Annotated in this window: 9 protein-coding genes; 3 read left to right on the top strand and 6 right to left on the bottom strand. The window is 68.7% G+C overall.

Annotated elements, in window-relative coordinates; genetic code table 11:
• Nucleotides 1-6: 6 nt before the first annotated feature.
• The 5 genes from ASD87_RS18940 to ASD87_RS18920 all read right to left on the bottom strand — a co-directional run bounded on the left by ASD87_RS18940 (nucleotide 7) and on the right by ASD87_RS18920 (nucleotide 8,866).
• Nucleotides 7-867, bottom strand: coding sequence for an N-acyl homoserine lactonase family protein (locus tag ASD87_RS18940; protein WP_056325066.1), 861 nt, complete (start codon nucleotides 865-867; stop codon nucleotides 7-9).
• Between the two features lie 260 nt (nucleotides 868-1,127).
• Nucleotides 1,128-3,134 (bottom strand): aconitase family protein, encoded by a 2,007-nt coding sequence (locus tag ASD87_RS18935; protein WP_056325063.1) that lies wholly within the window; start codon nucleotides 3,132-3,134, stop codon nucleotides 1,128-1,130.
• Nucleotides 3,135-3,144: 10 nt separating this feature from the next.
• Nucleotides 3,145-4,119, bottom strand: a complete 975-nt coding sequence (locus ASD87_RS18930; RefSeq protein WP_056325060.1) for a tripartite tricarboxylate transporter substrate binding protein — start codon at nucleotides 4,117-4,119, stop codon at nucleotides 3,145-3,147.
• A gap of 165 nt (nucleotides 4,120-4,284) precedes the next feature.
• On the bottom strand, nucleotides 4,285-5,187 hold the full coding sequence (locus tag ASD87_RS18925; protein WP_056325057.1) for a LysR substrate-binding domain-containing protein: 903 nt from the start codon (nucleotides 5,185-5,187) through the stop codon (nucleotides 4,285-4,287).
• A 139-nt stretch (nucleotides 5,188-5,326) separates the two neighbouring features.
• On the bottom strand, nucleotides 5,327-8,866 hold the full coding sequence (locus ASD87_RS18920) for an indolepyruvate ferredoxin oxidoreductase family protein (RefSeq protein ID WP_056325054.1): 3,540 nt from the start codon (nucleotides 8,864-8,866) through the stop codon (nucleotides 5,327-5,329).
• A gap of 113 nt (nucleotides 8,867-8,979) precedes the next feature.
• Here ASD87_RS18920 and ASD87_RS18915 point away from each other — a divergent pair, with 113 nt between their 5' ends.
• Nucleotides 8,980-9,885 (top strand): LysR family transcriptional regulator, encoded by a 906-nt coding sequence (locus tag ASD87_RS18915; protein WP_056325051.1) that lies wholly within the window; start codon nucleotides 8,980-8,982, stop codon nucleotides 9,883-9,885.
• A gap of 29 nt (nucleotides 9,886-9,914) precedes the next feature.
• Here ASD87_RS18915 and ASD87_RS18910 read toward each other — a convergent pair whose 3' ends face one another.
• Nucleotides 9,915-10,823 (bottom strand): LysR family transcriptional regulator, encoded by a 909-nt coding sequence (locus ASD87_RS18910; protein ID WP_056325047.1) that lies wholly within the window; start codon nucleotides 10,821-10,823, stop codon nucleotides 9,915-9,917.
• Between the two features lie 122 nt (nucleotides 10,824-10,945).
• On the opposite strand from ASD87_RS18910, the gene ASD87_RS18905 reads away from it, so the two are divergent.
• Both ASD87_RS18905 and ASD87_RS18900 read left to right on the top strand, forming a co-directional pair.
• Nucleotides 10,946-11,548: an amino acid synthesis family protein gene (locus ASD87_RS18905; RefSeq protein WP_056325045.1), complete on the top strand. Its 603-nt coding sequence runs from the start codon at nucleotides 10,946-10,948 to the stop codon at nucleotides 11,546-11,548.
• Nucleotides 11,545-12,369: an alpha/beta fold hydrolase gene (locus ASD87_RS18900; protein WP_056325043.1), complete on the top strand. Its 825-nt coding sequence runs from the start codon at nucleotides 11,545-11,547 to the stop codon at nucleotides 12,367-12,369. Before ASD87_RS18905 ends, ASD87_RS18900 begins: the two co-directional genes overlap by 4 nt.
• The last annotated feature ends 46 nt before the right edge of the window (nucleotides 12,370-12,415 follow it).

Raw genomic sequence — 12,415 nt, 5'->3', positions numbered from 1 at the left:
GGGCCTTCAGTCGAAGACTTTGGTCTTGGCGTTCTGCGCGTGCTGCTCCGCGTCGTGGCTGTACCAGAGTTGGCCCTGGCGCGCATCGCGGATCTGCTTGAGCCGGTCGATGGCCTGCATGGACGCGGCCGTGTTCCAGGTGATGCCGGGAATGACACCGGCCTCGTTTTCACCCGTGTAGATGGCGTCCGCGGCCAAGAGCACCGTGCCGGTCTTGGGCAGCTTGACCTGCAGCGACTGGTGGCCCTGCGTGTGGCCCTTGGTGTCCAGCAATACGATGGTGCCGTCGCCGAACAGGTCGAAGTCGCCTTCCACCTGGATGAAGTCGTAGTCGCGCGTGGTGTCGAAGTCCTTCATGACGTAGGCGGCGCGCTGGAATTTTTCTGGCCACCAGGCGGCGCGCAGCTCGGCCTTCTGCACGACGTGCTTGGCCTTGGGGAACATCTTGATGTTGCCGGCGTGGTCCAGGTGGAAGTGCGAGTACACGACGTACTTGACGTCGCTGACGTCAAAGCCGGCGGCCTTGAGCTGGCGGTCGATGACCTCGTCGCGGCCCTGGATGGAATTGAAGGCGCCGCACAGGCCCTGCCCCCAGTAATTGGCGCAGTTGCCATCGGCCGTGGCCTGGTTCATGCCGGTGTCGAACAGCACCAGCCCGCGCGGGTGCTGGATCACATAGGCCGGCACCGGAATCTTGATCTTGGTGCCCACGTCCACCATGGCGGTCATGAAGCCCTTGTCCAGCTCGATCTTGCCCACCGACAGTTGCATCAGCTTCACGTCCACCGGCGGCGCGTCGGCGGCGTGTGCCCATCCGCCCGCCATGACCGCCACCGCCCCAACCATTGCCTTCCAGCTCTTGCGCATTGTTGTCTCCTCGGACCAACAGGGGAAGCCGCAGCCCGGACGGCGCGGCCGATCAGCAAGCTCCCGGTGTGTCCCGGGTTCACATCGTCGACAGGTGTTTTCCGTGCGAAGGCGCCTTGCGGCGGGGCCACGCCCAGCGCGTGGCCGGAAACGGCATCTGGCGGCCGTTTTCTCTGTTGCGCACTCTGACGCAGCCCGGATTGGCTGCCAATTAAGGATTTGTGAAGCTGGGCTTCGCGGCGGGCGAAGTGGGGGGAACCCTAGTACCGCGCCTGCAGCTCGGCAAACGACGCCAGCTCTCCGGCCAGCGCGCTGGCCATGACGGTGGGCGGGCTGGCCAGCCAGACGCTGCCGGGGCCCGAGCGGCCGGGAAAATTCCGGTTGATGGCGCTGATCGTGACCTGCGAGGCGTCGGTGGATGACCCCGGTCCGCAGTTGGCGCACGCGCCGCAGGACGGCTGCAGGATGCGCGCGCCCACGGCGGCAAAGGTCTTGTCGTAGCCCCGCGCCACGCAGTAGTCGCGCACGGCCGTGGTGCCGTATTGCAGATATAGCGTCACGCCGTCCGGCAGCCGCACGCCGCGCGCCACCGCCCACGCCAGCACCTGATGGTAGTAGTCGAAATCCTCGCGCTTGCCGGCCGTGCAGGAGCCGCCATACGCGATGTCGATGCGCGGGCGCGCGGTCAGGCTGGACAGGGGCACGCCATTGCCCGGGTCGCCCGGCGCCGCCACCAGCGGCGACAGCGCCGCGCAGTCCACGCGCAGCGTGGCCGCGTAGACCGCGCCCGGGTCGCTGCGCATCCACGGCGCGATGCCGGCATCCACGCCGCGGCGTTCCCGCAGGAATCGCGCGGTCTCGGCGTCGGGCGCGACGATGCCCGTCAGGCCGCCCAATTCGGCGGTCATGTTGGTCAGCGTGGCGCGTTCGTCGATGGACAGGGCCGCGATGGCCTGGCCCGCAAACTCAAACACCTTGCCCACGCCCGCGCCCGCGCGGATCTCGGGCAGCGCCAGAAGATGCAGCACGATGTCCTTGGCCGTGACGCCGGCGGGCAGCACGCCGTCCAGCTCGACGCGCAGGGACGCGGGCAGCGTCAGCCGCACCGCGCCGGTGACGAACGCGTTGGCCATGTCGGTGGTGCCCACGCCGAAGGCCACGCAGCCCAGCGCGCCGCTGTGCGGCGTGTGCGAGTCGGTGCCCACGACGACCTGCCCCGGCAGCGCGTAGTATTCGGCCATCATGGCGTGCGAGATGCCCGCCACGTTGGCGCCGGTGTCGCGCGCCGCCTCGGCTTCGGTCAGCGTCCGGTGCTGGCGCAGGCCGTAGGCGTCGGCGAAGTCGCGCTGCGCCTGGCACATGGCGCGCACGTTGGGCACGATGCCGGCGCGCACGTGATTGGGGCTTTCCTCGACGTAGGACGTGTGGTCCTCGAACACCACGATGCGATCCGGGTCCACCAAACGCAGGGGCCGGCCAAACCGCGCATGCAGCATATGGGCCGCCATGCCGGTGTAGTACTCATGGATGAACCGCCAGTCCGCGCGCAGGAAGACGCCGTCGCCTTGCCGGGGGTCGGCGGCGGTGGCGGGCGTTTGCAGCAGATGGCGCAGGATGATCTTTTCAAACAGGGTGCGCGGCGGACCGATGTCCGGCGCGGCGGGATCGGCCGCGGGATGCCCGGCCACCAGGCCGGCCGCCAGCGACACATCGCGCAGCTGCGCCTGCCCAAATGCGAGCAGACCGCCCGCCTTGACGATGGCCGCAGCCAGCGCGTCGCGACCCGCCACGATCTCGTCGACCATGATGCATTCGCCCGCCTGCAGGCGCGCCACCAGCCCCAAGTCGGTGCTGGTGCAGAGCCCGATGTTGTCGGCGTTCTGGCGGTAGATGCGTTCAAAGCTCTCGGCGATCACCAGCCGCACGCCGGCGGACTTTTCGGCCATCGGGCTGTGCTCGCGCGACGAGCCCTTGCCATACCGCTTGCCCGCGACCACGACGTTGATGCCTGCCTGCCGGATCGCGTCGATGCCGATGGGCTGGGTGTCGCCCGCCCGATAGCCCGTGTACGGATACCGGCCCAGTTTCTCGTCGAAGTGCGTCAGGATCGGCACCGGCGTGATCTCGTCGGTGGAAATGTCGTCGCGCAGCGGCGCGGCCTCGGGCAGGGTCAGCGCCGCGCCGCCCAGTTGCGCGGCCACCCGGATTGGGTCGTGCGTCAGAAACAGCAGGCGGGCCGGGGCGTCGAGTACAGATACGGCAGTCATGGCAATCCGGTCATTCGATGGTGACGCCCGCCGCCTTGACGAGCGTCTGGCTCTTGGTGATCTCGGCGGCCAGCGTCTGCGCCGCCTGTTCCGCCGTGGTGCCCTGCGCCACAAAGCCCTGCGGCGACAGCGCCTTGAGCACCGCAGGCTCCTGCATGGTCTTGCGCGTGGCGGCCTGCAGCTTCTGCACGACATCGGCGGGCAGCCCGGCCGGCCCGATCAGCGAGATCCAGGCATCGTACGAATAGCCCTTCACGCCGGCCTCGTCCAGCGTGGGCACATTGGGCAGGATGGCCAGGCGCTCGGGCGTGCTGACGGCCAGCGCGCGCAGCTTGCCGGCCTGCACCTGCGCCAGCACGGACGGGGTGGCCAGGAACGCGACCTGGATCTGCCCCGACATGACGTCGGTGATCAGCGCGTTGCCGCCCTTGTACGGGATGTGCATCATGTCCACGCCCGCCTTGGACTTGAGCAGCTCGCCGGCCAGATGCAGCACGCTGCCCGTTCCCGACGAGCCGTAATTGATCTTGCCGGGCTGTTCCTTTGCGGCCTTGAGAAGGTCGCCCATCGTTCTATACGGCGAGTTCTCCGCCACCACGACCACCAGCGGCGTCGTGCCGATGACGGAAATCGGCGTGATGTCCTTGACCGTGTCGTAGGGCAGGCTCTTGTACAGGCTGGGATTGATGGCGTGGTTGGACGACACGATGCCCAGGGTGTAGCCGTCGGGCTTGGCCGACACCAGCTGGCGCGTGCCTGGAATGCCGGCCGCGCCCGCCAGGTTCTCCACGATCATGGGCTGGGCCAGTGTCTTGCCCAGGTTCTCGGCCACGACGCGCGCGACCACGTCGGCCGTGGAGCCGGGCGACGTGGGCACGATCAGGCGGATGGGACGGTCGGGGTAGCCGGCCGCCGACGCGGCAGGCGCCGCGCCAAGGACGCCAAGCGCAAGCGCACAGCTCGCGAGCAATCTGGTGGGGGTCATGATGTCTCCGTATGGGACGCAGCGGGGTCTGGATGCCCCGTATCGGCGATGAACGCGCCTTGACTATACGAACGCCGCCGGAAACGGAGAAGTGTCATCTCGGCAGCCCCGCCATCGCGAATGGCGAGGGCTGGTTGCGACGGCGGGTTTCGACGGTGCGGCCCGTCAGCCCTGCTGCGACAGAAACCGGACCAGCTTCCCGGCGGTGGCCGACAGCTGCGCCTGGCTGGGAAACACGATGCAAAGCTGGCGCCTTGCCCAATCGTCCGACAGGGGACGCACCACCACGTCCAACGCCTGCAGGTAGAGCTCGGCCACCTGCTGGGGCATCACGGCAATGCCCAGGCCCGCGTGCGTCATGCGGCACAGCGCATCCAGGCTGGCCACGCGGATCTTCACCGATAGCGTCTTGCCCAGTTCGGCGGCCCGCGCCGCCAGCAGCTGCGTCAACGCGCTGTTCTCGCGCAGGCCGACAAAGGTCTCGTCGGCGATGTCCTGCAGGCTGAGCTGCCGCGCCGCCGCCTTGGGGTGCCCGGCCGGCAGCATCACCGCCAGCCGGTCGCGGCGGTAATCCAGCTGCTCCAGCCCGTCCGCGCCAGCGATCCGGTTGCAGATGCCGAAGTCCGCCGCGCGCTCTCGCACCAGGCGCAGCACGTCGGGACTGTGCTGCTCTTCCAGGTCGATATCCACGTCGGGAAACAGGCGCTGAAACGCCGCCACGTCCTCGGGCAGGAACTGCACGATGGCCGACAGGTTGGCTACCACGCGCACGTGCCCTTTCACGCCTTCATAAAAGCGCGACAGCTCCGCCCCCATCGCCTCGACGTCGCCGATGATCTGGCGCGCGTGGCGCAGGACGGTCTGCCCGGCGGGCGTCACCGAGACGCCGCGGGTGTGCCGGGCGATCAGCGGCAGGCCGATCAGCGCTTCCATGTCGGCGATGCGGCGGCTGACGGCGGACGGCGCGATGAATTCGCGCTCGGCCGCCCGCGCGATGCTGTTCTCCTGGCACACCGCCACAAAAAGGCGCAGCGAGGTCAGGTCGAGTTTGCGTAGGATGCTTTCCATGGCGGATCGGACGAGAGCGGCGGGGACGGCCCCTGCATCGACCGGGGGATCGTACACCACGCCCCTCGCGGTATGAGACGGGAGGTCCCGCCGCGCCATTGAAGGCCATCCTCGCGGCCGGCAGGTCCCGGCGTCGCACTCAGGCCGCCAGCCGGTCCGCGCCGCCGCCGCGATACCGCTCCCACAGGCCGGCTTGCCGGACCCGGGCCTGCTCGACGCTCTTTTCCTTTACATGCCCGTACCCCCGGATCGCATCCGGCACGTTGGCCAGTTCCAGCGCCACGTCGCGATTGCCGGCGTCCAGCGTGCGGGCAAATTCGTCCGCCAGCGCCAGATAGTCGGCCGCGAGCTGGCGCTCCATGCGGCGCTCGGCCGTTCTGCCGAACACGTCCAGCCACGTGCCGCGCACGCGCTTCAAGGGCGCAAGCAGCCGGAATGCCGATTCCATCCATGCGCCGTACGCGCGCTTCTGCAACCGCCCGCGCGCATCGCGGCGCGCCAGGATGGGCGGCGCAAGGTAGTAACGCAGCGTGTAGTCGCGGCCCGGCTCGCCCTCGAACTGCGCGCGCAGCCGGTCCTTGAACGCCGGATCGGCATGCAGCCGCGCCACCTCGTATTCGTCCTTGTACGTCATGAGCTTGGCAAGATTGCGCGCCACCGCGCGCGTCACGTCCTGCCGCTTGTCGCCCAGCGCGGCTTCACGCACGCGCACGGACTCTACCGCCGTCAGGAAGCGCCGCGCATAGGCCTCGTCCTGATAATCACGCACGTGCGCGGCCAGACGCTTGACCAGCGCGTCCAGCGATTCCGGCATGGTCACGATCCGCTCGGCCGCCGCGGGGCGCAGCGCATCCACGCCCCGATGCGCGGCCTGGCGGCCCAGTTCGAAGGCAGCCAGATTCTTGTCCACCGACACGCCGTTGATCTGGATCGCGCGGCGCAGGCTGTCCAGCGACAGCGGCAGTCCGCCCTTTTGCCACGCGTATCCCAACAGCAGCGGGTTGGCGTAGATGCTGTCGCCCAGCATGGCCTCGGCCAGCGGGCCGGCCTCCAGGAAGTCGCAATTGCCGCCCGTGCTTTGCGTCAGCGCGGCCTGCGCCTGCGCCCCCGGAAAACGCCACGTGGGCTGCGACAGAAACGCGGCCGTCGGCGCGGCGCTGCTGTTGACCACCGCACGACCATGATCGGGCCGCAGGCGCGACAGCACCTCGGGCGACGCCGACACCAGGGCATCGCAGCCGATGACCAGATCCGCCTCGCCCAGCGCGACGCGCGTGGCGTGCAGGTCCTCGGGCCGGTTGGCCAGTTGCACGTGGCTGAGCACCGCCCCGCCCTTTTGCGCCAGCCCGGCCATGTCCAGCACGGTCACGCCCTTGCCTTCAATGTGCGCGGCCGCGCCGATCAGCGCGCCGACCGTCACCACGCCCGTGCCGCCAACGCCGGCCACGACCACGCGATACGCCGCGCCCGATGCAATGACAGCCTGGCCGGGCAACGGGACCTCAGCCAGCGACGGCGCGCCGCCCTGCTTGCCGGGCTTGCGCGGCGTGGCGCCTTCGGTCGTCACGAAGCTGGGACAAAATCCCTCCACGCACGAAAAATCCTTGTTGCACGACGACTGGTTGATGCGCCGCTTCGTGCCCAGCGGCGTATCCAGCGGTTCCACCGACAGGCAGTTCGACTGCACCGAGCAATCGCCGCAGCCTTCGCAGACCGCTTCGTTGATGAAGGCGCGCCGGGGCGGATCGGGATACTCGCCGCGCTTTCTGCGGCGGCGCTTCTCGGTCGCGCAGGTCTGGTCGTAGATCAGCACCGTGGCGCCATCAATGTCGCGCAGCGCGCGCTGCACGTCGTCCAGCGCCTTGCGGTGGTGAACCTCCACCCCTGCCGGCAAGGTCTGCGCCCCCGTGTATTTGTCGGGTTCGTCCGTCACGACCACCGTCTTGACGACGCCTTCGGCCAGCATCTGCGCCGCGATCTGCGGCACGGTCAGGACGCCGTCCACCGGCTGCCCGCCCGTCATGGCGACGGCGTCGTTGTAGAGGATCTTGTAGGTGATGCGCGCGCGCGCCGCGATGGCCGCGCGAATGGCGAGCAGGCCCGAATGAAAATACGTGCCGTCGCCCAAATTGGCAAAGATGTGGCGCTCGGACGTGAAGTCCTTCTGGCCCAGCCACGCCACGCCCTCGCCGCCCATCTGGCTGAAGGTGTCGGTATTGCGGTCCATCCACATCGCCATGTAATGGCAGCCGATGCCCGCCACCGCGCGCGATCCTTCCGGCACGCGCGTGGAGGTGTTGTGCGGACAGCCCGAACAGAACCAGGGCTTGCGTTCTTCGACCAGCGTGGGGCGGCTGGCCTCACGCTCTTTCGCGTCGATGACGGCCAGGCGCGCCGCAATGCGCGCGCGCAACGCGTCGGACAGGTTGGCTTTTTCGAGGCGGGCGGCAATGGCGCGGGCGATCAGCGCGGGCGACAGCTCATACCGCGCCGGCAGCAGCCAGCCGCCACGCGGCGTGGACCATTCGCCGCCGCCGTTCTCGCGCTCGTCGAACTTGCCAAAGACACGCGGCCGCACGTCGTCGCGCCAGTTGTACAGCTCTTCCTTGAGCGCGTATTCCAGGATCTGGCGCTTTTCCTCGACGACCAGGATCTCCTTCAGACCCGTGGCGAATTCGCGCGCGTCCTGCGCGTCCAGCGGCCAGATGCAGCCCACCTTCAGCACGCGGATGCCCGCCTGCGCACAGGCCGCATCGTCCAGCCCCAGGTCGTTCAGCGCCTGGCGCACGTCCAGATACGCTTTGCCGGCCGTCATGATGCCGAAGTGCGCGTTGGGCGAGTCCAGCACCACGCGATTCAGCTTGTTGGCGCGCACATAGGCCAGCGCCGCATACCATTTGTGGTCCAGCAGCCGCGCCTCCTGCGCCAGCGGCGAGTCCGGCCAGCGGATGTTCAGCCCGCCTGGCGGCAGGCTGTCCTCGGGCAGCACGATCCGCACGCGTGACGGGTCAACGTCCACCGAGGCGCTGGACTCCACCACGTCCGTCACGCATTTCATCGCCACCCACAGGCCCGTGTGGCGGCTCATGGCCCAGCCATGCAGGCCGTAATCCAGATACTCCTGCACGTTGGACGGGTACAGCACCGGAATGCCGCTGGCGATCAGCACGTGTTCGGACTGATGCGCCACCGACGAGGATTTGGCGGCGTGGTCGTCACCCGCCAGCATCAGCACCCCGCCGTGCGCGGACGTGCCGGCCGAGTTGGCGTGCTTGAGCACGTCCACCGACCGATCCACCCCCGGCCCCTTGCCGTACCACATGCCAAAGACGCCATCGCGCTGCGCGCCGGGAAACAGATTGAGCTGCTGCGATCCCCAGACGGCGGTCGCGGCCAGGTCCTCGTTCAGGCCGGGCTGAAACACCACGTCGTTGTCTTTCAAATGACGCTTGGCCTTCCAGAGCGCCTGGTCCAGGCCGCCCAGCGGCGATCCCCGGTAGCCCGACACATAGCCGGCGGTGTTCAGGCCGGCCGCCTGGTCGCGCTGCTTTTGCATCAGGGGCAGGCGCACCAGCGCCTGCGTGCCGCTCAGGTAGACGCGGCCGGTGGGCTGCGCGTATTTGTCGTCCAGCGACAGGCCATGGGTGTCGGCCACGCCAGGGGGTAGAGGGGCGTTCATGGGGGTTGTCTCCTGCAATCTGCGGTGCGGGCATTTACGTGTTTTCCGCAGTGTAGGAACGCGTGCAGTCATCGTATATTCATATATTCGACTAGCTGGTATGTGAAAAACACATGGCTAATGACGTCACCCTTCGCCAACTCCGGTACTTCGCCGCCGCCGCCCGCACCGGGCGGTTTTCCATGGCGGCGGCCGACGAACACGTGTCCCAATCGGCGGTCACCAACGCCGTGCTGGCGCTGGAAGCGCAACTGGGCGTGCGCCTGTTCGACCGCCATGCGCACGGCGTGACGTTGACACCCGAAGGCCACAACTTCCACCAGCGCGCCCGCGACGTGCTCGACTCCCTGGACGACGCGCTGCGCGAACCCGGGTTTCAGCGGTATGCGCTGCGCGGCTCGGTGCGGATCGCGGCGTCCTACACGGTGCTGGGGTACTTTCTGCCCGACCTGCTGGCGCGGTTCCGGCGGCGCTATCCCGACGTCGTGCTGGACCTGGTGGATCTGGACCGCCCGGAGATCGAACAGGCCGTGGCAAGCGGCGACGTGGAGCTGGGCGTGGCGCTGCTGTCCAACGTGGACAAGCGCGAGCGCTTCGGCCACCACGTCCTGGTGCGCTCAAGGCGCCAACTCTGGACCGCGGCGGGGCATCCGTTGACGCAGGCGGCCGCGCCCGCGCTCGCCGACATCGCGCGCTATCCCTACATCCTGCTTGAAATGGACGAAGGCGAGCGATCCACGCTGGGTTATTGGCGCGGTCACGGCCTGCAGCCCGACATCGCCTTTCGCACGCGGTCGATGGAGGCGCTGCGCGGCCTGGTCGCGCATGGCTTTGGCGTCACGATGCTGTCGGACATGGTTTACCGGCCGTGGTCGCTGGAGGGGCGCAAGATCGAAGCCGTGCCCATCACCGACGCCGTGCCGCCCATGGAGGCCGGCCTGCTGTGGCATCCGCGCGCGGCCATGGCCAAGCCGGCCGAAGCCTTCCGGCAGTTCATGATCTACGCGTGCGGGGGATGACGCCAGCCGGCGCCGCAGGCTGACCGGCCCTACACCAGCACCGCACCCTTGCGCCGCGTGAACTGCGCCAGCGACCGCAGCGCCAGCGTGTGCATGGCGGCCACCGACGGCAGCAGCGTCTCGTCCTTGCGGGTCAGCACGCCGACGATGCGTTCGACCACGGGTTCGGCCAGCGGCACAAACGCCAGCCCGCTGCCGGCCGCGGGGCGCGCCAGCACCGGCAACACCGTCACGCCCAGGCCGCCCACCACGCTGGCCAATAGCGAAGCCCGGTTGGACACCACGATCGCCGGGTCGTCGATGCCGCTGCCCAATTGACGGTTCTTCAGCGTTTCAAAAGTGGCGTTGCCGATCAGCCGCTCATCGGCCAGCGCCGCCCAGGACACCCGGCCGCGCCGCCGCGCAAGCGGGTGGCTTTTCTTGCAGACCAGCCCGAAGGCGTCGCGCGCCACGGGCGTGAACGCGACCTCGTCCGTACGCGGCGCCTGCCCGGCCACGCCCACCTGCACCTCGCCTGCCAGCACCAGCCGATGCACCTCGGGCGAGGTTTCGTCCAACGCGCGGATCCGCACGTCAGGATGGGTGCGCGCAAAGCGCGCGAGCAGCCGCGGCAGCCACTCGTCGGCCAGCGACGGCATGACGGCCATCGCCACCGGCCCCTGGCTGCCCGTGCCGAACTGCCGCGCCGCGTCCAGCACCCGGTCATGCGTGGCCAGCAGCTCGCGAAACAGCGGCGCCACCGCCTGGCCCAACGCGGTCAGCTGGGCGCGCTTGCCGGGTTCAAAGAGCGGCGCGCCCAGTTGTTGCTCCAGGTCCTGCATGGCGGCCGACACCGCCGCCTGCGACCGGAACGTGCCCTGCGCGGCGACGCGAAAACTGCCGTGATCGGCGGCCAGCAGGAACTGGCGCAGATGCTGGATCTTCAGGGACGTGGGCATGAGCAGAGCCGCCGTAAATTCGGATTTTCTGAAATTAGCTCACGTTAATTTGGATTGTCAAAATCGCACGCAGCGTCGAACAATGGATTTGTCATTCATCCCCACGATTTCGGAGCAAGTGCATGTCGCTGCAAGTGCGCAAGGTAGTCAGTTACGTCGAGAAAACCCTCATTGAAGGCGGCCGCGCGGCCGAGCGCCCGCTGGTGATGATCGTGGCCGCCGCCGTGATCCGCAATCCGTGGGCCGGCCTGCCGTTTCAGGAAGACCTGCGGCCCGGCATCCTCGAAGCCGCGCCGCCGCTGGGCGAACTGCTGGTCGGCGAGATCCTGCGCCAGGCCGGTTCGGCGGACAACATCGAGGCCTACGGCAAGGCCGCCGTGGTCGGCACTGCGGGCGAAGTCGAACATGCGTCCGCGCTGATCCACACGCTGCGTTTCGGCAACTTCTACCGCAACGCGGTAGGCGGCACCAGCTATCTCAGCTTCACCAACATGCGCGGCGGCCCGGGCTGCGTGATCTCCGTGCCGCTGATGCACAAGCTGGACGAAGGCCTGCGCTCGCACTACCTGACGGTGCAGACCACCATCAACGACGCGCCGGCGCCCGACGAGATCGTGATCGCGCTGGGCGCGGCCACCTCGGGCCGTCCGCATCACCGCATCGGCAACCGCTATTCGGACATGAAGGAACTGGAGCAGGAAGCACAGGAGGCGCGCGCAAAATGACCATGCAACGGCGGCGAACTGGCCGCGGCGAACCGCTGATCCTCTTGCACGGCGTCGGCCTGGACCACACGCTGTGGGACGACCTGGCCCCCATGCTTGAGCCGGACTTCGACGTGCTGCGATATGACCTGCTGGGCCACGGCGCCGCGCCCGCGCTGCGCGGCCCGGCGGACATACAGGACTTCATCGCGCAACTGGATGCCGAACTGGACCGCGCGGGCTGGCAACAAGCGACCGTGCTGGGCTATTCCATGGGCGGCCTGATCGCGGGCGCCTACGCGGCGGCCCGCCCCGAACGCGTCAGCCGGCTGGTGCTGCTGAACACGGTGTTCCGGCGCACGGACGAAGAAGCCGCCGCCGTGCGCGCCCGGCTGGATGCCGCGGCCACGCAAGACCCCGAAGCTGCCGCCAAGGTGTCGCTGACGCGCTGGTTCACGCCGGCCTTTCAAGCAGCGCACCCCGCGCGCGTCGCGCAGATCGAACAGCGCCTGCTCGGCAACGACCGCGAGAGCTTTCTGTCCGCGTATGCGCTGTTCGCATTGGGTGACCCGCTGCTGGCGCAGGCGGCGCCGGACATTGCCTGCCCCGTGCTGGTCATGACCGGTGAACACGACGTCGGCTCCAACCCGCGCATGACGCGAGACCTGGCGCGCGCCCTTCCCCGCGCCTGCGCCCGCGTCGCCCCCGGCCAGCGTCATATGCTGCCGGTGGAGGAACCGGGCACGGTGGCCGCCGCGCTTCGCTGCTTCGTGTCGGCGCATCCGGCAGTGGCCCATCCCGCGCAGTCGCCCTCGACGCAGGCGCATGCCGCAAAGGCCTAGCCGACGCCATCGCCACACTGATTTCCCCCGAACCCTGACATCGTCC

The sequence above is a fragment of the Achromobacter sp. Root170 genome (assembly GCF_001428165.1).
Taxonomy (GTDB): domain Bacteria; phylum Pseudomonadota; class Gammaproteobacteria; order Burkholderiales; family Burkholderiaceae_B; genus Achromobacter; species Achromobacter mucicolens.
Note: the sequence above shows the minus strand (reverse complement) of the source record. Positions and strands in the feature narration are given on the sequence as shown.